Consider the following 22,280-nt stretch of genomic DNA (forward strand, 5'->3'; position numbering starts at 1 on the left):
CTTTTTCAATGGACAACTGGCAGCGCCTACTTCACGAAGCCGACTTTGGTGTAGTCGTAGGAGGCCAGGCCAGGCGCACCGAAGTTGGCGAGGTTGTCGCGTACTGCTACGGCTCCGGCAGACTGCACAATGGGCAGCGAGAAGCCTTCTTCGAAAATCATCCGATCGGCCTTGTTCGCCAGTTCGATCGCCTTCTGCGGATCGAGCTCGGAGATGACCTCCTCGATCAGGGCGTTGAGCTCTGGTGTGCCGATCTTGCCCTTGTTGCTCTGTGGAAGAGCAGGATCGTAGGCATAGATCTGAGGCAAAGCGCCCAGTGGAAGCGTGCCGCCGGACCAGGTGAATTGGACGATGTCGAAATTGCCGGGATCGACGACATTGGTGAAGAGTCCATTGCCCGGAACGGTCTGGATGGTGAGTTTGACGCCGACCTTCGCCAGGTTCTGCTGTGCGATCTGTGCCATCTGTACCCAACTGTCCTGCTGGTACATCACATCCCGGATCTCGAGCTTCCTGCCGTCCTTCTCGCGGACGTCGCCGTTGAGTTTCCAACCCAGCTCGTCGAGCTCCTTGGCAGCCTGTTCCGGGTTGTACGCGACCGCGGCGGCGTTGTCCTGATAACCCTTCTGCCCTTCCATGAAAATGTGGTTGTTCAATGGCTTGGGGTTCTCCACGACTCCGTTCTGGGTTGCGGTGGCGATGCCCTGCCGATCAATCGCCTTCGAGATCGCTACGCGCAGTTTGGGATCCTCGAGGATCGAGCCGGGTGCGCCGTTGAAGGTGAAGTGCGAGAAACGCACGCCGGGAGCGCGGCGCACCTTGATACCGGGTGCGTTGGTCGCGGTCTTCACCTCGTCGATCCCGGACACGGTCGCGAAATCGAGCTCGTTGTTCTGTAGCGCGTTGATACGGGCCGAATAGTCGAGCACGCTGTAGGTGACGGTGTCCAACTTCGGGGTGTCACCCCACCATTTCGGGTTGCGGCCGAGAACAATTCGCTGCTGTGCCTTGTCGATCGAGGTGACCATGAATGGGCCGGAGGACACCAGAAGGCTGTTGCGGTCGACGTCGTTGAAGGCTTGCGGCGTTTCCATCGACGCCTTCGGATACAAGGGATTGAACAGGCCCTGCCACTCTGCGTAGTGCTTGCCGAAAGTGACAACCGCTTGGCGGTCATCGACACCGCGCTCGACCTTGTCAACTCGGCTGTAGCCCTGGGTTGCGGACACCAGGAATTCAGGGTTGCGGCCGCTCAGCGCATTCGCTTGAGTCTTGAGGTCTTCCCAGGTGATCGGGGAGCCATCGGACCAGACTGCCTTCGGGTTGATGGTGTAGGTGATTTGCTGTGGGTTCGTGCTGGTGAGCTGCACATCAGTGAAATAGTTGCGGTCGACGGACAGCTCACCGGCGGCGTTCGAAGTGACGGTGCCTGGCATCGCCCACGCAACCAGGTCCGACAGTTCGCCGTCCGAGTCGACGTGATGAGCGTTGAAGGAGGCGGGAAAGCTGGTGAGGGTGAGCCGTAGATTGCCACCGTCCCGAATCTCACTCGCATCCTTGGGATTGATGTCGTTGACCGCACCGATCGTGCTTGAACTCGTCTGTGGGTCGCCGTCCGAACCACATCCCGTCAAGATCAGCGCCAGGGCGACAGCGGGTGCGGCGCATCGAATACCTATGGCACGGATGGTGTCGGTTTTGCCTGTGGTTGGGTTCACTTCATAAATCCGATCTTCGTGTAGTCATACGACGCCAACCCCGGTGACCCGAAGTTGGCGATGTCCGCGCGCACGCCCCAGTTCCCTTCCGACTGGGTCAGCGGCAACGAGTGCCCCTCCTCGAACACCTTTCGATCCACCTCGTTGGCCAACTCGATCGCCTTTTTCGGGTCCAGTTCGGACAGGGTGCGATCGATCAGGGCGTTGAGTTCGGGGGAGCCGATGTGGCCGAAGTTGTTCTGCCAGTCGCCGGGGTTGTAGCCGTAGGTCTGCGGGATGCTGCTGAGCGGGAAGGCGTCACCGATGTAGGCGAATTGGGCGACGTCGAAGTCGCCGGGGATGATGACGTCGGTGAAGAAGCCCGCGCCGGGCTTGGTGTCGATGGTGAGTTCGACGCCGATCCGGGCGAGGTTCTGCTGGATGATGCGGGCGATCTGGATCCAGGTGTCGTCGTTGTACATGACGTCCCGGATGACGAGCTTGCGGCCGTCTTTCTCGCGGGTGTCGCCGTTGAGCTTCCAGCCGAGTGCATCGAGTTCCCTTGCGGCGGCGTCCGGATCGAAGCCGAGGCTGTTGTCCTGGTATCCGGCTTGGCCCTCCAGGAAGACGTGGTTGTTCAGCGGTTTCGGTTGTTCGACCAGACCGTTCTGCACCGCGGTGGCGATGCCTTGACGATCGATTGCCTTCGAGATGGCTACGCGCAGAGCGGGATCGGCGAGGATGGAGCCGGGTGCGCCGTTGAAGGTGATGTGCCGCCAGCGATTACCCGGTGCGCGGCGGACGACGACGCCCGAGGACCTGCGCACGGTGGTCGCGTCGTCGAGGTTGCTGAGCAGCACCGCGTCGAGCTCGTTGTTCTGCAGGCCGCCGACCCAGGCGTTGCGGTCGAGCACGGTGTAGGTGATGGTGTCGAGTTTCGGCTTGGCGCCCCACCAGTTCGGATTGCGGCCCAGCACGATTCGGCCCTGGCCGCGATCGGTGGACTGGACCAGGAACGGGCCCGCCGTGGGCCCCATGTTGTCGACGAGACCCTTGTTGAAGGCATCCGGGTCGGCGGTCACCGATTTGGGAAACAGCGACGTGTTGCCCGCGAACTGGCCGCGCCATTCGGTGAAGGGCTGCCGGAATGTGATGACGGCCTGGCGGTCGTCGACGCCGCGCTCCACCTTCTCCACCCGGTCGAAACCGACGGTGATGGCGATCAGGAAGCGTTTGTCGGTGCCGTCGAGTGCCTTGGCCTGGGAGCGGATGTCTTCCCAGGTGATCGGATTGCCGTCGGACCAAACGGCTTTCGGATTGATCGTGTAGGTGACCTGCTGCGGGCTGGTGTTGGTGAGCTGGACATCGGTGAAGTAGTCGTGGTTGACGGTCAGCTCACCCGCCGCGTTGGTGTCGAACGCGCGCGGCATCAACGGCCGTTCGATGTCGGCGATCTCGCCGTCGTTGCCGTCGATGGACAGTGTGTTCCAGTTGGCGGGAAACGAGGTGGTGGCCAGCCGCAGGTTGCCGCCGTCGCGCAGCTCGTCGACACCTTTGGGGTTGATGTCGCTGGTGGAGCCGATCGCGCCGGACACGCCCTCGGTCGAGGGCGTATCAACCGCCCCGCAACCCGCCGTGAGCAGGCTCAGCGCGACCACCGGGATCGCCCAGCGCAATGCCGGCCTTCGGCTCGCTCGGATCGGCATCGCGCTCTCCTTCTATCGGCTGACGGCAGGCACGGGCACCGCGTCGATGAGCTCGCGGGTGTACTCGTGCCGTGGATCGGCGAAAATCTGTTCCGCCGGGCCGGATTCGACGATCTTGCCGCGGTACATCACCGCGATATCGTGGGCCAGGTTGCGCACCACGGACAGGTCGTGCGAGACGAACAGGTAGGACAGGCCGCGCTCGATCTGCAAGTCGCGCAACAGGTTCAGCACACCGGCCTGGATGGAGACGTCCAGCGAGGACACCGGTTCGTCGAGCACCAGGAGCTCCGGGTCCAGCGCGAGCGCGCGGGCGATGCTGATGCGCTGTTTCTGGCCGCCGGAGAAGTCGGCGGGATAACGCTCGGCATGATCGCGGCGCAGGCCGACCTGCTCGAGCAGTTCCGGTACCCGGCGGCTGATCTCGTCGCGTCCGCGCCCGTCGATGCGCATCGGCTCGGCCAGCGCGTCGAAGATCGGCAGGCGCGGATCCAGCGACGCGGTCGGATCCTGGAAGACGATCTGCATCTTCCGGCGGATCTCACGTTTGCGGGCCTTGGTCAGGGTCGCGACGTCGCTGCCCATGATTTCGATGGTGCCCGATTCCGGCCGGACCAGGTCGAGAATCTGGCTGAGCGTCGTCGATTTCCCGGAACCGGACTCGCCGACCAGCGCCAGCGTGCGGCCCGCGCGCACCTCGAAGCTGATGCCGTCGACCGCGCGGATCTCGCCCTTACGGCGCTTGAACAGGATGCCCGCGGTGATCGGGAAGGTCTTCACCAACTCCGAAACCCGCAGCACCACTTGCTCACTGACCTCGGCCTCGACCCTCGGCTCGGTGACTTCCTGCCGATACGCCTCGAACAGGTCGTCCGTGCCGACCTCCGCGGTGCGGATGCAGGCGGCGGCATGCCCGGGATTGGTCTTCTCCAACGGCGGCTCGGCGACCCGGCATTCGTCGATGGAGATCGGGCAGCGCGGCGCGAACGAGCAGCCCGGCGGCAGCGCGTGCATGGCGGGCGGTGCGCCGAAGATCGGGATCAGCGGCTGGCGGGCCGGGCGGTCCATCCGCGGGATGGAGCCGAGCAGGCCCACCGTGTACGGCATCCGCGGCGCGCTGAAAAGCTCAGTGGTGGTCGCGGTTTCGACGATCTTTCCGGCGTACATCACCGCGACCCGGTCGGCCAGTGTGGCCGCGATACCCATGTCGTGGGTGATCATGATGACGCCCGCGCCGGTGATGTCGCGCGCTTTGCGCAGCAGATTCAGGATCTGCTTCTGCACCGTGACGTCGAGCGCGGTGGTGGGCTCGTCGCAGATGATCAGCGCGGGATCGTTGGCGATGGCCATGGCGATCACCACGCGCTGGCGCATGCCGCCGGAGAACTCGTGCGGGAACGCCTTGGCGCGCACCTCGGGTTCGCCGATGCCGACCAGACCGAGCAGCTCGACCGCCCGGTCCGCCGCCTCGGTCTTGCTCATCTTGCCGTGGGCCAGCAGGGCTTCGGCGATCTGCTCGCCGACCCGGTACACCGGGGTCAGCGCCGAGAGCGGATCCTGGAACACCATGCTGATGGAACTGCCACGCAGTCTTGACAATTCGCGGTCGCCGAGGCCGAGCAGTTCGCGGCCGCGCAGCCGGATGGAGCCGCCGATCCTGGCCTGCTCGGGCAGCAGGCCCATCACCGCGAGCGACGACACGGACTTGCCGGAGCCGGATTCCCCGACGATGGCGAGCACCTCACCGTCGGAGACGGTGTAGTTGACCCCGCGCACCGCCTCGATGCGGCCCTCCTCGCTGGGGAAGGAGACCCGAAGGTCGGTGACCTCCAGCAGCGGTGCGGTGAAGTTCTTCTCGACCACGACCTTCTCGGTGGGGTCAGCGCCCGTCATACCTTTGCCTTCTTCTTCGAGCGCGCCCGCTTGGCGCCGGGATCGAATGCGTCGCGCAGTCCGTCACCGACCAGGTTGGCGCACAACACGATGGTGATCAGCAGGCCACCGGCGAACAGGAACAGCCATGGATAGGTGAGCGCCGACTTGGTGCCGGACGCGATCAGCGAGCCGAGCGAGACATCCGGCGGCTGCACACCGAAACCGAGGAAGCTGAGCCCGGTCTCGGCCATGATCGCCGCGCCGACCGCCAGCGTGGTGTCGATGATCAGGATCGAGGCGATGTTCGGCAGGATGTGGCTGACGATGACGGTGCGCGTCGGAGCACCCATATACCGTGCGGCCCTGACGAATTCGCGGTCGCGCAGGCTGAGCGTCAGGCCGCGCACGATGCGCGCGCTGATCATCCAGCCGAACAGGCTGAGCAGCAGAATCAGCAGCAGGATCGATCCGCTGCCCTTCGTGCGCGGCGCGAACAGCGCGACGATGATGAAACTCGGCACCACCAGCAGCAGGTCGACCAGCCACATGATCGCGCGGTCGGTCCAGCCGCCGAGCAGCCCGGCCATCGCCCCCGCCGTCGCCGCGATGGTGGTGGAGACCAGCGCCACGCACAGGCCGATCAGCAGGGACTTCTGCATGCCGCGCAGGGTCTGCGCCAGCACGTCCTGCCCGATCTGGGTGGTGCCGAACGGATGCTTGGCGCTGGGCGGCTTCAACAGCGCGGTGTAATCCAGCTGCTGGTAGTCGTATTTCAGCAGCGGCGGCAACGCGAAGCTGGCGATGAACAGCAAGATCAGGATCACCGCGCCGATGACGGCGGGCTTGTTGCGCAGGAACCTGCGCAGCACCAGCTTGCTGCGGCCTGCCGCCGCCGGTTCGGGCGCACCCTGGACGATGATCTCGACGGCTTCAGTCATCGCACACGCACCCGGGGGTCGAGAATCGCCAGCACCACATCGGAGAGCAGACCCGACACCAGCACCACCAGTCCGGCGAACGCGGTCACCGTGACCACCACGTACAGATCCTGCGCATTGATCGAATCCACCAGCCACTCACCGACGCCGTGCCAGCCGAAGATCTTCTCGGTGAACGTCGCGCCGGTGATCAAGCCGAGCAGGCTGTAGGCGAACAAGGTCGCCATCGGAATCAACGCCGTGCGCAAACCGTGCTTGTATAGCGCTTTGCTACGAGTCAGGCCTTTCGCGCGGGCCGTGCGAATGAAATCGCTTTGCAGCACATCGAGCATCGCGTTGCGTTGATAGCGGCTGTAGCCCGCCATACCGCCGAGGGCGAGACCGGCCGTCGGCAGCACCAGATGCTGCAGACGGTCGAGCAGTTGTGGCCAGAATCCGTCGATGCGGTTCGCCGAGGTCTCCCCGGTGTAGAGGAATATCTGCGAGCCGGTGAGCGAATTGATTTCCAGCGCACCGTATTTCAACAATGTCGCGAGCAGGAACACCGGCGTGCTCAACACCAGTAGCGAGATCACCGTGGTGAAGTAGTCACTGAATTTGTATTGCCTGATGGCACCCGCCGCACCGATCAGCACACCGAGCACCGTGCCGACCAGGGAGCCCAGGATCAGCAGCCGCAAACTCACCGCGACCCGGCGCGGCAGCTCCTCGCTCACCGGCTGGCCGGCCAGGGTTTTGCCGAAATCCCCTTGCGGGATCCCCTTGAGCCAGGTGATATAGCGCTGCGGGATCGGGTCGTTGAGGTGTAACTCCTCCGCCTTGGCGTCGATCACCGCCTGCGGTGGGCGCGGGTTGCGCTGTTCCAGACTGTCCAGCGGGCGAAACGTCAGCGACGCCAAGCTGAAGGTCAGGAACGACGCCAGCAGCAACAGCACGACATAGTGAAGCGCGCGTCGTAGCAGGAAGCCGGTCATCAGTCCTCATGGTCTTTCGGCTGGACGGACCAGCGTCGAGTATTAGCCCCTGATCATAAGGACGATGACCCGGTCGCGCGTGTCACGCGGGGTTCGGCATGTCCTTTATTCTTGCGGCACATAGGTGCGCGGGCGGTGCGACGCGTCGAAGGGGGAGTCGTGAGTTATCCGCAATATCCCGGGGGATACAACCCATATCCGGCGTATTCGGCCGGAGTTCCCGCGCCGAGCGGGGCAACCGCGGTGACCGCCGGAGTGCTGGCGTGCGTCGGCAGTATCGGCCAATTGCTCGGTGGCGGAATAAGTTTGGCGTTCGGGTTGATCGGCTGGCAACTGCAGGATTACGACACATCAGGGCTGTTTTCGCAGGACTGGTTTCAGACCTGGGCCATCGTGTCCGGGGTGCTGTCGCTGGTGATCGCGGTCGTGCTCGGCGTCGGCGCGGTCGCGATGTTCAGCCGGAAATCGTTCGGCCGGCTGCTCGTCGTCGTCGGCTGTGTCACCGTGGTCGTCGCGGAGATCGTCGGGTTCGCGCTCGTCAGTTCCATCGATGGTTCCTCGGACGGGCTCGGCGTGATCAGCGGCAGTGCGGGCAGTTTGATCGGGCTCATCTTTCCCGTCGCCACCGCGATACTCGCCCTGCTTCCGCCCACCTCCCGCTGGTTGGCACACAGTCCCGCCGTCGCCATGCCCCAGCCGTACGGATACCCCTACGCCGGCCCGCCGCAGCCCGGCCCGCCCTGGCAGCCCGCGCAACCAGGTGTCTCCGATGAGGCCTGGCACCAGCCGCCACAAGCCGCCTGGAGCGCGCCCGCTCAACCTCCTGCGCAATCCGCATCCGCGGATCCCACCGATCAGGTCGCCGCGGCCTCGCCGCAACCCACCTGGGGTCCACCCGCGCAATCTGGTGACGCGGTGTCCCTCGACAAGGCCGCGGAGGAGCCGTCAACACCACAGGTTGCCTGGAATCTGTCCGCACAGCCCCCGGCGCCGACCGGGCAGAGCGGGTGGCTGCCTGCCGTGCCACCGGCCGGTGGGAGCGGACCCGCACAATCCGGTGCCATGCCGCAGCGTGGCCAGGCCGCATCGTCTCCGCCAGAGCCGCAAGGTGCTTGGGGCGCACCCACCCAAACCCCGAGTGGTGTGGCTGCGGGGCCACGGCCAGAGCCGCAAGCTGCTTGGGGTGCGCCCGCCCAGCCGCCCAGCGGTCAGGAGGCGCGTCCGCAACCTGAGTCGCGAGCTGCCGGTGATCCGTCCGCGCAGCCCGCTCCCGAGAGGCGTGACGACGAGACGGTCCGGCAACCACCATCTTCGGAGCCGCCGAAACCCGAGGACGACAGCGTTTGGCGTCCGCCACCTTCGTAACCGCTGGGGCGTCGAGCGATCGGTTCCTGTGCGCAGCACGACACGCCCGCCACTTCGAGATGGTTGTCCGGCAGGATGGAATAGGTGACCCTCCTGCACCTGCCCAAGCCGAAGATGGTGGCCACCGACGTCGACGGCACCCTCATCGACCACGACGAGCGGGTCACCGCGCGCACCAAGGCCGCGGTCGACGCGCTGATCGGTGACGGTGTGCCGTTCGTGCTCGCCACCGGACGCCCGCCGCGCTGGATCGATCCGGTCGTCGACGGGCTGGGCTACGCGCCCCTGTGCGTGTGCGGCAACGGGGCGGTCATCTACGACAGCGCGACCGATCGGGTGCTGGCCAGCATGACATTGGACGTGGACACCCTGTCCTGGGTCGCCGACCTGGCCGAGGAAGCGCTGCCGGGGTGTGGCCTCGCGGCCGAACGGGTCGGGGCGAGTGCGCACGACGCGGTCACCCCGCAGTTCGTGAGCTCGCCGCTGTACGAGCACGCCTGGCTGAATCCGGACGACACCACGGTGGCCCGCAACGAGGTCGTCGACGCACCGGCGATCAAGATGCTGATCCGCCTACCCGGCGCCCGCAGCTCCGACATGCGCACGGTGCTGGCGCCGCTGATCGGCGAGCGCGCCGATATCACCTACTCGACCGAGCACGGCCTGATCGAACTGTCCGCACCCGGTGTCACCAAGGCCTCCGGCCTGTCGATCGTCGCGCAGCGCCTCGGCGTCGAGGCCGCGAACATCGTCGCGTTCGGCGACATGCCCAACGACGTGCCGATGCTCACCATGGCAGGCCACGGTGTCGCGATGGCGAATGCGCATGCCGAAGCCAAAGAAGCGGCTGACGAGGTCGCCGAGTCCAACTCCGACGACGGCGTTGCCCGCGTTCTCGAACGCTGGTGGATCTGAGCGGGTAGCCCGGCGCGCGATTGCCGCACGCGCCCAAGCAATTCCGGCGCAGAAGCCGAGGGGGGCCATGGTGTGGCATCGGCCGAGAGCCGCGATGCACCAGTTCCACCTGGGCTGTGCGGTTGGCAACAGACCATCGCGGCAGATAACGATGCCGTTGAACGAACTCGGAGCCCGCTGCTGTGGCAGCGAGCTCCGAGGGGTGGTCGTAGATCAGCCCGCTGGTTCCGGAGCGGGGTGCGGCAGGAAATCCTCGGGTGCTGGGAACTGGAGGGTGCCGGGTTCCGGAGTTGCGAACTCGGCGGGTGCGGGACCCTCAGCGGGGGCCGAATCCTGGCTCGGGGCCGGGACAATGGCGGGTGCCGGCGCGGGAACCACAGCGGGAGCTGGAGATTCGGCCGGAGCCGGTGCTACTGGTGCCGGACGACTCGCTTCCTGCTGATACATGTCGTTGTAGGTCTTCCACACCGTGGTGACGATCCCGGTCGCCTGGTTGAGGATCAGCGAGCCGTACTGGAAATCCGAACGCAGTCCGTCCGGCACCTGGTACGCATCGCTCTGCGGCAGGCCGAGCACGCCCGCGTCACCGCCGAGCTGCAGGAAACGATCGAGGATCGCGCCGAGCACCTCGATCACCTTGCCGTCCGGCGCGGTGTAGACGTAACCGTTGGCGAACTTGGCGTACTGCTGGCCCTGCGCGGCGGGCAGCGGTTCGGTCTGTGCGGCGCCGAGCGGTCCACTCGGACCACCCTTGTCGGCCCAGTGCTTGGCGATCGCGTTGTCGTTCACCATGCTGAGCAGCTTCTTGGTGAGCGCGGCCAGCGCGGCGAGGTCGGGCTTGCCGCGCGGCGCGGCCTGCGGGGCCGGGCTGTTCGCGGTGCCGTCGGTGCCGGTGCTGTTGTTCGCGCCGCTGTTTCCGCTGTTCGCCAGGCTCGCCCCGCCCGCGACACTCGCGGCGATTTCGCGAATTCGATCCATCATGTCGTAGGCGGCGTCACCCGGGCACGAGGTGTTGCCGACATCGCGGTGCGCGAACACGATCGGCAGCTTTACCGCCTGGCCGAGGGCGTACGACGTGAATTCGGTGCCCTCGGAATACATCGTGGTGTAGCCGACCGGGTCGAGGCCCGCGATCTTGGCCCGCCAGCCGATGAAGTTGCCGATCGCTTCGATGGACTCCTCGCTGGGCTCCTCGGAGGTGTAGTTGCCCATCAGCGCGACACCCGCGGTGTTCTCGTTGAAACCGCCCGCGTGCGCACCCTGCACCGCGCGGTTGAGCCCGCCCGCGCGGCCCTCGAAGATCTGGCCGTACTTGTCGACCAGTGCGTTGTAGCCGATGTCGCACCAGCCCAGCGTCTGCGCGTGATAGGTGTAGATCGCGCGGACGATGCCCGCGGATTCTTCCTTGCTGTAGTCGTTGCGTCCGGCGGTGTGGTGCACGGTGATACCACCGAGCCCGTCCTTGCCGGGGCCGTCGTCGTAGGTGGGTTCCTCGCAGCGGATGCTCTCGTCGGCGCCCCACCCCTCGCGGGTGATCACCTTGGGTCCGCCGCCGCCGGGCACGGGTGCCGCGACCTTGTGCAGCGCGCTGTCGATGGCGCCGCGACCCGGATCGATGAGCACGGCGGTCAGGTCGACACCCGCCAGCTGCGCGGGATCGTCCGTGCGCGGCGCCGGTGGGTTCGCGGAGTCCGGTGCGACGGCGTCGTCCACTGCCGCCGCGGCGGGCTTGCGGGTGACCAGCATCTGCACCGCGTTGGTGGTGCCGACATAGATCGGTTCGGTGCCGGACTTGCCGCCCGGGGCGGTGCGATCGGTGCGGCGAGTGTCCACCGGTTCGGTGTCGAACCAGGGGCCCCAGGTGCCGTCGGTCTGGCGGGCACGCAGCAGCGCCTTGGTGTTCGTCAGGTCCGCGCCGGTGAGCGCGACCACGCTGAAAGGTGTTTCCCGGGACAGTTCCTTGACCTGAGCGCCGACCTGGTCGGCCCATTCAGCCGGGACGGCGCCGGGTGCCAGCGCGGGCGTGTCGGGGGTGGTGCCCGGTTCGAGGTGGCTGGGATCCGCGATGAAACGGGCGCCGGGAGTGTAGGTCGGTGCCTGTGCGGGTTGCCCGGAGTTAGGGGCCTGACCAGGGGCTGGGTTCTGAATCGGTGCTGCGGCCTGGCCTGGAATGGGGTTCTGACTGGGCGCGACGGCCTGACCCGGTGCTGCGGCCTGACCGGGCGCTGCGGCCTGACCTGGTGCTGCGGCCTGGCTTGGAATGGGGTGACCAGGCGCGGCGGCTTGGCCCGGCACGACATTCTGGGCTGGCGCGGTGGCTTGACCTGGCACGGGATTCTGAGCCGGCGCAGTGGCTTGACCTGGCACGGCACTCTGGCCCGGCGCTACCGCCTGACCTGGGAAGGTGTTCTGCGCCGGTGCGACTGCCTGGCCTGGGACGGCGTTCTGGCTCGGTGCGACTGCCTGGCCTGGCACGGCGTTCTGGCTCGGTGCGACTGCCTGGCCGGGGACTGCGTTCTGATTCGGCGCTATCGCCTGACCTGGAGCGGGGTTCTGATTAGGCGCGGCACCCTGGCCTGGAATGGTGTTTCGATTCGGCGCGGTGGCCTGACCGGGAATCGGTGCCTGCCCTGGTGTGGCGGCTTGTCCCGGGAATGGTGTCTGGCCTGGTGCGATGCCTTGCCCGGGAGTGGCGTTCAGTCCAGGTGTGGAGTTCTGACCTGGCGCGCTCTGCTGGCCGGGAGTGGCCTGGTGTGGACCATTCAGCTTCGGTAGGGGAATTTCTTTGGGTAGTTGTACACCGGGCGGCAGCGGTAGCCCTTCCGGAATGGGAATGGACGCTGGTAGCGGCAGCATTCGTAGATCGGACAGGCGTAAATCCGGTAGGTCCAATCCGGTGAGTTCGCGCAGCGGAAGCACGATGTCGGGCGCCGAATTCAGCACGACCTCGGCGAGCTGCGCCGGTACGGCGGCGAGCTCGGTATCGGTGGCCGAGCGATAGTCGGGCGAGTCGCTCATCGTGAGCGCCGCGAGCGGGGCCGCTACCGCAAGCGTGGTGATAACCGGGAGGACGTAGGAACGTTTCGGTTTGCGGTAGGGCACGAGCGTCTCCATTCAGGTCGAACCAGTGATCGTGTGCAAAACCAGGGTTGCTTCCTGATGTATCAACGACCACAATAGTCACAACTGTCACATATCTAAACCTCTTGTTGAGGATTATGTGATTGCTCGAATGTAGCTCTCGGAATGCGGCCGGGACGGAACGACATGCCGACAGGTATGCAATCCACCTGGCCCCGGAATACCGTGGGAGTGAACGGATGCGACGCAACACAGCACCGGAACGAAAGAGCACGGGGGGAGCACGAATGCGGGTGAAATCTGCGCGCAGAGAAAAACGAGCGGTGCGCCGGGGGCAGCGCAGACGCGGACCCGATCGACCTGCGCTATCCGTGCGTCCAGTGCTGGTCACAGGTACTGCGGCGCTGGCGGTAGGCACTGTTTTCATGCTGTGGGCCTGGCCGGGGGAGTCCCCGTATCGCACGGTGGCGGGACCGGGCCACGGGCGCGGCATGAGCCAGCACGGCGCGTTCGCGAACGCGCAGGAGGGGTGGACCGCCGAAACCATCCTCGGTCACTACTACCCGGGCGCCACTCTCGGCACCGTTCCGGCAAACACCGTCGGCATCCGGCTGACCGCTCAGGACGACGCCACCCTCGACACCTACGCGGCCGCCGGTCTGCGCGTCGCCGGTCGGGTGGTGCAGGCCGGGCAGGCCGCACATCTGACCCCGCTGCCGAACGGCGGAGCGAACGTGGTGGTGACGGTCGGGTGCGAGGGCGAGGTGCTGTGGCAGGCGGGGACCAACGATCCGTGGGTCTATCCGCTCGACCCCGGCCCGAATCGGCCTGCCGCCGAACACCTCACCCTCTGCGGGGGCACCGGGTATCGCGGCGCGCTCGGGGTGGCGCTGGAGAACGGGGCGGCGCGCACAGTCAACCGCGTCGATGTGGAGGACTACCTGCTCGGCGTCCTACCGGCCGAGGTGCAGGCGAACTGGGCGGACCAGGGCGCGGCCGAGGCCTTGCGCGCCCAGGCGATCGCCGCTCGCTCGTATGTCCTTGCTGAGCACCGTTATTCGTACGCGCAGAGCTGTGACAGCACCGACTGCCAGGTGTATCCCGGTACCGTCAAGGAAGATCCGCGCACGGCCGCCGCCGTGGCGGCCAGCGCCGGGACCGTGCTGCTGCGGGACGGGCGGATCCTGCGAACGGAGTACTCCGCCGCCCCCGACGGCGGCGAACCCGCCGACATCTACACCTTCGATGTCGGACCCGCGCTGAGCGATCTCGCCCCTAATGCACCGCGGACCCCGGTGGACCCACGCACCCGCGCCGCAGTCGGCGAATCGCCGATCGACCTCGAGTACCGGCGGATCGGCGGTGCGAACAGCGCGGTCGGCCAACCACTCGGTCCGGAGATGGCACTGCCGGAGAACGCCGGAACCTACCGCATGTTCACCAACGGCGTCATCATTTCCACCCCCACCCTCGGTGCCCAGGTCGTCGACTTCACCACGCTCCTCCAGTTGGTCCCTGACCCGGCCACACCCGCCCCGGGCGTGCCGCCCGCTCGCGAGTCCGGCGTGGGCACAACGCCTGTGGATAAATCTGCCCCTGCCGGTTCGAGCACGCCACCTGTGCATGAATCCGCGCCCGCCGACGTGGGTGTACCACCTGCACCTGGCGATTTGAGCGTGCCTCCGGTGGGTGAGCCCGCACCCTCGGGTGTAGCGCCTGTGGATAAATCCGTACCCGCCGATGTGAGCACACCGCCTGTGCATGAATCCGCACCGGTCGGTGTGGGTGAGACCGCATCGGCCGGTGTGAACACACACCCCATGCGCGAACCCGGATCCACGGGTGTGCCGCCTGTGGATGAATCCGCGCCCACCGATGTGAGCGCGCCGCCGGGGGGTGCGCCCGTTCCGCCCAGCGGAAGTGCCCCGCCCGCAGGGAAATCCGGGGCGTCCGGCATAAGTTCGACGCCTGCAAAGGAATTCGCGCCGTCCTGGACGAATTCGCCAGCCGCGCAGGAGGCTGCGGTATCTGGGGCCAGCGTGCCTGTCGGGCCCGGGCCGTCCGGTACCAGCGTGCCGTCGCGGTACGAATCGGTGGTGTCGAACGCGAGCATGCCGCAGCAGCGAGAATCCGCGCCGTCCGGCACCGGCGGGTCGCGGCTGTCCGGCTCGGAGCCGTCGAACGCGAGCGCGCTGTGGATCCGTGAATCCGCGCCGCCCAGTGCGCATATCGCTCCGGTGCAGGATTTTGTGCCGCCAGAAGTCAGCGCGCCGTCGGCACACGAACCTGCGCCGTCCGATGTCGTCGTGGCGCCTCTGTACGAGTCGGCGCCGTCCAACGAGAGCGTCCCGCCGGTATTCGAGTCCGCGCCTTCGAGTTCGAGTGTGCCGCCCGTGTCCGCGCCGTCCGCTGTCAACTTGCCGCCCGCGGCATCAGCGTCACCGGGGCGCACGCTCGCACCGACCACTGCGGCTACTCCGACGCCACGTCCGACGCCTGGGATTCGTATCCCCGACAGGTAGTGCGACCGGCGGCCGGCTTGCCACCGTATCCACGGAAACCGTTGTGGCGGAGCGGTGATGGGCAGTGACGACTGCACGGTGGTGCCGGTCTAGGCGGACACTTTTCGTTGCGTCGCAACGCTAGAAGCCCGGCAGCGGCCGAAAGTGTCCACCCAGGCCGGGCTTTCGCTATAGCGATGTCAGTCCGGCGCCCCATCACCGAGTGATTCGGCGAGCGTCCGCAACAACCCTGCGAGCTGCTCGCGCGAGTCCAGGTCCAGCGACGCGAGCAGCCGCTGCTCGTTCTCCATGTGCTTCGGCAGCACATCGTCGATCACCTTGTGACCTTCCGGGGTGAGCCGGACTCGGATCACCCTGCGGTCCTCCGGGCACGGCTGGCGCTCGATCCACCCCTTGGCCACCAGCCGGTCGATCCGGTTGGTGATCGCACCCGAGGTCACCATGGCCACCTTGATCAGCGCGCCCGCGGTGAGGCCGGCTTCGCTGCCGGAGCGGCGCAGCGTGGCGAGCACGTCGAACTCCCAGAACTCCATGCCGAAGTCGCTGAAGAACCGCTTGAGGTCCTGCTCGAACAGGCGCGACAACCGTTGGATGCGGCCGATCACCGCCATCGGCGAGACGTCGACATCCGGCCGCTCCCGATTCCAGTGCTGGGTGAACAGATCCACTGCGTCCATGACCGCTCCTCTCTACTCGAAGAATCTTAACATTGATCTACTTGACGTTGAGGTACCCAACGGGGTAAATATTTCAACGTTGAGAATATCAATGAGGAGCGAACGACATGACCACAAGCACCACCCCGCGCGCCGGGAACTCGTACGCGGGCACCCTGGCGGTCACCGCCCTCACCCCCATCGTGTGGGGTTCCACCTACGCCATCACCACCGAATTCCTGCCGCCGGACCGCCCGCTGTTCACGGCGCTGATGCGCGCACTGCCCGCCGGACTCGCGCTCCTCGCCATCACCAGGGTGCTGCCGCGCGGCAACTGGATCGGGCGCGCCGCCGTGCTCGGCCTGCTCAATATCGGCGCCTTCTTCCCGCTGCTGTTCCTCGCCGCGTACCGGCTGCCGGGCGGCGTCGCCGGGGTGCTCGGTGCGGTCGCGCCGATGTTCGCGCTCGGCCTGGCCACCGTCGTGCTCGCCGAAAAGCCCAACGGACGCAAGGTGATCGCCGGTCTGATCGGTGTCTTCGGCGTCGCACTCGTGGTGCTGCGCGCCAACGCACAACTCGATACCGTCGGGGTCATCGCCGGACTGGCCGGTGCCGCGTCCATGGCGGCGGGCACCGTGCTCACGCAGCGCTGGGGACGTCCCGAAGGCGTCGGCCCGCTCGCGATGACCGGCTGGCAGCTCACCGCCGGTGGACTGTTCATCCTGCCGCTCGCCTTACTCATCGAGGGGGCACCGCCTGCGCTCGACAGCCGCGCCATCGGTGGCTACCTGTACATCGGCATCATCGGCACCGCCGCGGCCTACTGGCTCTGGCTGCGCGGCATCTCCAAGGTCCCCGCAACCTCGGTAGCTTTCCTCGGCCTGCTGAGCCCGGTGTCCGCCGCCGTGATCGGCTGGATCGCACTCGGTCAGGCGCTGAGCCCGCTGCAGATGGCCGGTCTGGTCATCGCGCTGGGCGGCACTGTGCTCGGCCAGATGGCGGGCAGGCCGAAGGCGGTGCCGGTCAACGTTGCCGCGCCGGTCGCCACCACCGAACGGACCATGCCGAGCGCCATTTCGCAGCCTGCCCGGCCGGTGCTGGCGACCGCGCGCTGAGCTGCGGATTAAAGGGTTGACCTTGACGTAACGTCAACTTGCATGCTGGTTACACCGACGAGATGAGAAGGGAGAACGAGGTCGTGCGCACCGAATGGTCCATCCAGGATCTGGCCAAGGCGGCCGGTACCACCAGCCGCACGCTGCGCCACTACGGCCAGCTCGGGCTGTTGCCGCCGAGCCGGATCGGCACCAACGGATATCGCTACTACGACCAGGGCTCCCTGGTGCGGTTGCAACGCATCCTGCTGCTGCGGGAACTCGGCCTCGGCCTTCCGGTCATCGCCGAAGTCCTCGCCGGTGAACAGGACTCCGGTACCGCACTGCGCACACACCTGGAACTGCTGCGGCAGGAACAGGAACGGATCCGGCGCCAGATCGAGTCGGTGCACACCACGCTGCACAAGACGGAAAGAGGTGAACCACTCATGGCCGCAGAGGTTTTCGACGGCTTCGACCACACTCAGTACAAGGATGAGGTCATCGAACGCTGGGGCAAGGATGCCTACGAGAGCGGTGATCGCTGGTGGCGCTCGATGAGCGAAGCCGAGCAGAAGCAGTTCCAGCAGACCCAGGCCGACATCGCCGCCGATTTCGGCCGGGCCCGCGCCGCCGGGCTCGCCCCGGACAGCGCGGAGGTGCAGGCCATCACGGCCCGCCATTTCCGCTGGGTCGGCATCGGCTGGCAGGGTCGCCCGGTCGCCAAGGAGGCCTTCATCGGGCTCGGTGAGATGTACGTCGCAGACCCGCGTTTCACCGCGAACTACGACGTACACGGCGCAGGCACCGCGGAGCTCATCCGTGATGCCATGCGGGTCTATGCCGAGACACACCTGTAGATCGCGCCCAACAGACGGCCGGTACGCATACTGGATGCGTGCCGGCCGTCGGCGGAGAAAGGGCATCGATGACATACGCCAGTGAGCGTCCCGCGGCGCCGAGTGGCGCCGTCGCGACCACCGCGGTCGTGCTGGCGCTGTGCGCCGGCCTGCTCAATCTGTGGGGCGCCGTAACCGTGCTGAACGCCTGGCGGGGCGAATCCCACATCGACCAATCCTTGGCCGTCTTCTCGATCCTGGGTGCCCTGCTCGCCGCCATCGCCCTCGGCTACGGCGCCGTCCTGCTGCTGCGCCGCGACGAAACCGGCCGCTTTCTCTTGGTCCTCACCTCGGGCCTGCTGACCGCACTCGCCCTTGTCGCCCTGGCCTGCGCACTGATCGACTACCAGCCGGAGTACGGCATCGATTGGCTTCCGGCAGAAAGCCATTCGCGCGAAGCCGTGAACGGACTCTTCAATGGTCTGGTCGGCTCGGTCACCGCCTTGCTCCACCGCGAATGGCTGGCCTCCCTGACCGCCGCCGTGCTGCCCTTCGCAGTGTTCCTCGCCGCCTCCTCGGGCTACACCACTCGCTGGATCGCCTACGCCCCTGACCGGCTGTCGGCACGCACGACGGTCCTTCACCCGGGCGAACCGTCCATTCGATAGCACCCCCTTTCCCTCACCCCCACCGCTCGGCAAACTTCCGGCGAAATTCGCATGGCTCGGACACGAAACCCGCCGCTGACAACCTGCCATTCTGTGCACCGCACGACTCCACCCAGACCCCGCGCGGACTTCCGATACTCTGGGCTCCCGTGACCGTCGCATCGTCCCCGGGTAACTCCGCCAACTCCACCTCACAGTTCGATCTGATCGTCGTCGGCTCCGGATTCTTCGGGCTGACCGTCGCCGAACGCGCCGCTACCGAGCTCGGCAAACGCGTGCTGGTGATCGATCGTCGCTACCACATGGGCGGCAACGCCTACTCGGAGCCGGATCCGGATACCGGGATCGAGATCCACAAGTACGGCGCGCACCTGTTCCACACCTCGAACAAGCGCGTCTGGGATTACGTCACCAAGTTCACCGAGTTCACCGGGTACCAGCACCGGGTCTTCGCGATGCACAAGGGGCAGGCCTACCAGTTCCCGATGGGCCTCGGCCTGATCTCCCAGTTCTTCGGCCGCTACTTCACGCCGGAAGAGGCGCGCAAGCTCATCGCCGAGCAGGCCGCGGAGGTCGACGCCAAGGACGCGCAGAACTTCGAGGAAAAGGCGATCTCGCTGATCGGCCGCCCGCTGTACGAGGCGTTCATGCGTGACTACACCGCCAAGCAGTGGCAGACCGACCCGAAGGAACTGCCCGCAGGCAACATCACCCGCCTGCCGGTGCGCTACACCTTCGACAACCGCTACTTCAACGACACCTACGAGGGCCTGCCCAAAGAGGGCTATACGAAGTGGCTGGAGAACATGGCCGCCTCCGAGCTCATCGAGGTCAGGGTGAACACCGACTGGTTCGAGGTGCGTGACGAGCTGCGCGCGGCTAACCCGGACGCCCCAGTCGTCTACACCGGCCCGCTGGACCGCTACTTCGACTACCAAGAGGGCGAACTCGGCTGGCGCACCATCGATTTCGAGACCGAAGTGCTCGAGACCGGCGACTACCAGGGCACCTCGGTGATGAACTACAACGACGCGGACGTGCCCTTCACCCGCATCATCGAGCCGCGCCACTTCCACCCGGAGCGCGACTACCCGAAGGACAAGACGGTGATCATGCGCGAGTTCTCGCGCTTCGCGCAGACCGGGGACGAGCCGTACTACCCGATCAACACGCCGGAGGACCGGGCCAAGCTGGCCGCGTACCGCGCGCTCGCCAAGAAGGAAACCGCGACGGAGAAGGTTCTTTTCGGCGGCCGCCTCGGCACCTACCAGTACCTCGATATGCATATGGCCATCGGCAGTGCGCTCAGCATGTTCGACAATGTGCTGCGACCGCACTTGGAGACCGGTGCGCCGCTCGCTGACGAAAGTGCAGAATGACCTCCCAAGCCCTTGTGGAAGACATGACCACCCAGACTCGCGCGAAATCGCTGCTCCAGCGGATCATCCTGCCCCGGCCGGGTGAGCCGCTCGATGTGCGCACCCTCTACGTCGAGGAATCCAAGACCAACGCCAAGCGCGCACACGCCGCCACTCGCACCTCGCTGTCGGTGGGCGCGGAGTCCGAGGTGTCGTTCTGCACCTACTTCAACGCGCTGCCCGCGAGCTACTGGCGCCGCTGGAGCATCCTCGACTCGGTGGTGCTGCGCCTGGAACTGGCGGGACACGGCCGGGTGGACGTCTACCGGTCGAAGGCGGACGGTTCGCGAATCCACGTGCAGGGCAAGGAGTTCGCGGTCGCGCCGGGCACCGAGTCGGTGCACGTCGAGTTCGAGACCGACCTCGGCCCGTTCGAGGACGGCGGCTGGATCTGGTTCGACATCACCACCGACACGGCGGTCACGCTGCTGTCCGGCGGCTGGTACGCACCGGTGGACGCACCCGACGAGGGCACCATCGCGGTCGGCATGCCGACCTTCAACCGGCCCACTGATCTGGTGAAAACCCTTGCCGCCCTTGGCTCGGACCCGCTGGTGCTGGCGAAGATCACCGCGGTGATCGTGGCGGACCAGGGCAACCGCAAGGTGGTGGACGAGCCCGGTTTCACCGAGGCCGCCGCGCCGCTCGGCGATCGGCTGTCCATTCACAACCAGCCCAACCTCGGCGGCTCCGGCGGTTACAGCCGGGTGATGTACGAGGCGCTCAAGACCACCGACGCCCAGTACATCGTCTACATGGACGACGACATCGAGATCGAGCCCGACTCGATCCTGCGCGCGCTGGCCTTCGCCCGGTTCGCCAAGTCGCCGATGCTGGTCGGCGGGCAGATGCTCAACCTGCAGGAGCGCTCACACCTGCACAGCATGGGTGAGGTCGTCGACCGCGGCATCTTCATGTGGACCTCGGCGCCGAACGTGGAGTACGACCACGACTTCGCCAAGTACCCGCTCAAGGACCGCGACAACTCCAAGCTGCTGCACCGGCGCATCGACGTCGACTTCAACGGCTGGTGGACCTGCGTGATCCCGCGCCGGGTCGCCGAGGAGATCGGCCAGCCGCTGCCGCTGTTCCTGAAGTGGGACGACGTCGAGTACGGCCTGCGCGCCCGGGTGCACGGCTACTCCACGGTCACCCTGCCCGGCGCCGCGGTCTGGCACATGGCGTGGAGCGACAAGGACGACGCCATCGACTGGCAGGCCTACTTCCACCTGCGCAACCGGCTGGTCGTGGCTTCGCTGCACATGCCGGGCAACGGGCGCGGCATGGTGGTGAACACGGTCAAGGCGACCCTGAAACACCTGCTCTGCCTGGAGTATTCGACCGTCGCCATCCAGAACCTGGCCATCCGCGACTTCCTGGCCGGCCCGGAGCGGCTGTTCCAGCTGCTGCCGAGTGCCCTCGGCGCGGTGCACGCGCTGCGCAAGCAGTACCCGGACGCGGTCATCCTGCCTTCGTCCACCGAACTGCCGCTGGCCAGCCATGTCGAGGTCGGCGCGGTCGGCGAACCGGCCAACCCGATCGCCAAGGTGGTCCGCCTGGCCAAGGGCCTCGTGCACAACCTGCGCCCGGCGCACACCCAGCACCACGAGGTCCCGCAGCTGAATGTGCCCACGCTGGACGCCCGGTGGTTCTTGCTGTCGCAGGTCGACGGCGTTACCGTCACCACCGCCGACGGCCGCGGCGTGGTCTACCGCAAGCGCGACCCGCGCCAAGCCCTCGGCCTCTTCAAGGAAGCCATGCGCCTGCGCAAGGAACTGGCCGCGCGCTTCCCGGAGATGCAGCAGCGCTACCGCGCCGCCCACCCGCAGCTGACCAGCACCGCGGCCTGGGAAAATGCCTTCGGCATCGGTGCTGAGACGAAGGGGGACGAGTCGTGAGCCTTGCGGACAACACAGCTGTAGACAAGCCGCTGCAGAGCACGAACGGCCACGGCGGCCCGGTATCCGCATTGCCGTCCACCGAGCAGGCAGCGACCGAGGTGCGGATCCTCAACGCGGTGCAGTCCAAGATCGGCACGCCCGAGGTGGTCAAAGTCGCCCGCGGCATGTCGCACTTCGGTGAGCACGCGCTCGGCTGGGTCGGCATCGCCGCGGCGGGCTGGCTGGTCGACAAGCCGCGGCGCAGGCAGTGGGCCGGCGTCGCGGTGGGTGCGGTCGGCGCGCACGCCGCCTCGATCGTCATCAAGCGGGTCGTCCGGCGGCCACGCCCGAACGATCCCTCGGTGCAGGTCAACGTGTCGACGCCGAGCAAGCTGAGCTTCCCGTCCTCGCACGCCACCTCGACCACCGCGGCGGCGGTGTTGCTCGGCAGATTGACCGGGCTACCCTTGCCTGCGGTGCTCGTCCCACCGATGCTGCTTTCCCGGGTCGTGCTCGGGGTGCACTATCCCTCCGATGTGCTCGCTGGTTCGGCGCTCGGTGCCGCGTCCGCCGCCGTTGTGCTTGCCGCCGAAAAGAGACTCGATGACCGCCACAGAAAGAGCTTTGGTAGTTGATATGAGGGAGCGCAGCG

At 66.7% G+C, this 22,280-nt stretch carries 16 protein-coding genes; 9 read left to right on the top strand and 7 right to left on the bottom strand.

Annotated elements, in window-relative coordinates:
- Positions 1-26: 26 nt before the first annotated feature.
- From DBO33_RS02440 to DBO33_RS02460, 5 genes are read right to left on the bottom strand one after another with little or no spacing between them, the layout of a single operon-like run.
- Positions 27-1,718 carry an ABC transporter family substrate-binding protein gene (locus tag DBO33_RS02440; protein WP_407670456.1) on the bottom strand — a complete coding sequence of 564 codons (1,692 nt, stop codon included), beginning with the start codon at positions 1,716-1,718 and terminating at the stop codon, positions 27-29.
- Positions 1,715-3,403: an ABC transporter family substrate-binding protein gene (locus DBO33_RS02445; protein ID WP_107653595.1), complete on the bottom strand. Its 1,689-nt coding sequence runs from the start codon at positions 3,401-3,403 to the stop codon at positions 1,715-1,717. Before DBO33_RS02445 ends, DBO33_RS02440 begins: the two co-directional genes overlap by 4 nt.
- Positions 3,404-3,415: 12 nt before the next feature.
- Positions 3,416-5,296: an ABC transporter ATP-binding protein gene (locus DBO33_RS02450; protein WP_107653596.1), complete on the bottom strand. Its 1,881-nt coding sequence runs from the start codon at positions 5,294-5,296 to the stop codon at positions 3,416-3,418.
- Complete coding sequence (locus DBO33_RS02455) at positions 5,293-6,216, bottom strand: ABC transporter permease (protein WP_107653597.1); 924 nt, start codon at positions 6,214-6,216, stop codon at positions 5,293-5,295. The genes DBO33_RS02450 and DBO33_RS02455 overlap by 4 nt, the downstream gene beginning before the upstream one ends.
- Positions 6,213-7,190 carry an ABC transporter permease gene (locus tag DBO33_RS02460; RefSeq protein ID WP_107653598.1) on the bottom strand — a complete coding sequence of 326 codons (978 nt, stop codon included), beginning with the start codon at positions 7,188-7,190 and terminating at the stop codon, positions 6,213-6,215. The genes DBO33_RS02455 and DBO33_RS02460 overlap by 4 nt, the downstream gene beginning before the upstream one ends.
- A 159-nt stretch (positions 7,191-7,349) precedes the next feature.
- Here DBO33_RS02460 and DBO33_RS02465 point away from each other — a divergent pair, with 159 nt between their 5' ends.
- Together DBO33_RS02465 and DBO33_RS02470 are read left to right on the top strand one after the other, a co-directional pair.
- Positions 7,350-8,555, top strand: a complete 1,206-nt coding sequence (locus DBO33_RS02465) for a hypothetical protein (protein WP_159080101.1) — start codon at positions 7,350-7,352, stop codon at positions 8,553-8,555.
- A 114-nt stretch (positions 8,556-8,669) separates the two neighbouring features.
- A complete protein-coding gene (locus DBO33_RS02470) occupies positions 8,670-9,470 on the top strand; it encodes an HAD family hydrolase (protein WP_107659896.1) in 801 nt (266 codons plus the stop codon).
- Positions 9,471-9,683: 213 nt separating this feature from the next.
- On the opposite strand, the gene DBO33_RS02475 is transcribed toward DBO33_RS02470, so the two are convergent.
- Positions 9,684-12,572, bottom strand: a complete 2,889-nt coding sequence (locus DBO33_RS02475; protein WP_234390659.1) for an N-acetylmuramoyl-L-alanine amidase — start codon at positions 12,570-12,572, stop codon at positions 9,684-9,686.
- Positions 12,573-12,931: 359 nt separating this feature from the next.
- Between DBO33_RS02475 and DBO33_RS43800 the strand changes: the two genes are divergently transcribed.
- Positions 12,932-15,073, top strand: coding sequence for a SpoIID/LytB domain-containing protein (locus tag DBO33_RS43800; protein ID WP_234390660.1), 2,142 nt, complete (start codon positions 12,932-12,934; stop codon positions 15,071-15,073).
- A 179-nt stretch (positions 15,074-15,252) separates the two neighbouring features.
- Here the strand turns inward: DBO33_RS43800 and DBO33_RS02485 are convergent, their stop codons facing one another.
- Positions 15,253-15,750, bottom strand: coding sequence for a MarR family winged helix-turn-helix transcriptional regulator (locus DBO33_RS02485; RefSeq protein WP_107653600.1), 498 nt, complete (start codon positions 15,748-15,750; stop codon positions 15,253-15,255).
- 107 nt (positions 15,751-15,857) lie between these two features.
- Between DBO33_RS02485 and DBO33_RS02490 the strand changes: the two genes are divergently transcribed.
- The 6 genes from DBO33_RS02490 to DBO33_RS02515 all read left to right on the top strand — a co-directional run bounded on the left by DBO33_RS02490 (position 15,858) and on the right by DBO33_RS02515 (position 22,263).
- The gene (locus DBO33_RS02490) at positions 15,858-16,844 is read left to right on the top strand and encodes an EamA family transporter (RefSeq protein ID WP_107653601.1); all 987 of its coding nucleotides are present in this window, start codon (positions 15,858-15,860) and stop codon (positions 16,842-16,844) included.
- A 62-nt stretch (positions 16,845-16,906) separates the two neighbouring features.
- Positions 16,907-17,683: a MerR family transcriptional regulator gene (locus DBO33_RS02495; RefSeq protein ID WP_107653602.1), complete on the top strand. Its 777-nt coding sequence runs from the start codon at positions 16,907-16,909 to the stop codon at positions 17,681-17,683.
- A 68-nt stretch (positions 17,684-17,751) separates the two neighbouring features.
- Positions 17,752-18,330 carry a hypothetical protein gene (locus DBO33_RS02500; RefSeq protein ID WP_107653603.1) on the top strand — a complete coding sequence of 193 codons (579 nt, stop codon included), beginning with the start codon at positions 17,752-17,754 and terminating at the stop codon, positions 18,328-18,330.
- 149 nt (positions 18,331-18,479) lie between these two features.
- The gene (gene glf / locus DBO33_RS02505; protein WP_107653604.1) at positions 18,480-19,709 is read left to right on the top strand and encodes a UDP-galactopyranose mutase; all 1,230 of its coding nucleotides are present in this window, start codon (positions 18,480-18,482) and stop codon (positions 19,707-19,709) included.
- Positions 19,706-21,646 carry a glycosyltransferase gene (locus tag DBO33_RS02510; protein ID WP_107653605.1) on the top strand — a complete coding sequence of 647 codons (1,941 nt, stop codon included), beginning with the start codon at positions 19,706-19,708 and terminating at the stop codon, positions 21,644-21,646. The genes glf and DBO33_RS02510 overlap by 4 nt, the downstream gene beginning before the upstream one ends.
- Before the next feature lie 71 nt (positions 21,647-21,717).
- Positions 21,718-22,263 (top strand): phosphatase PAP2 family protein, encoded by a 546-nt coding sequence (locus DBO33_RS02515; protein WP_107659898.1) that lies wholly within the window; start codon positions 21,718-21,720, stop codon positions 22,261-22,263.
- The last annotated feature ends 17 nt before the right edge of the window (positions 22,264-22,280 follow it).

The sequence above is a fragment of the Nocardia suismassiliense genome (genome assembly GCF_900269665.1).
GTDB lineage: Bacteria > Actinomycetota > Actinomycetes > Mycobacteriales > Mycobacteriaceae > Nocardia > Nocardia suismassiliense.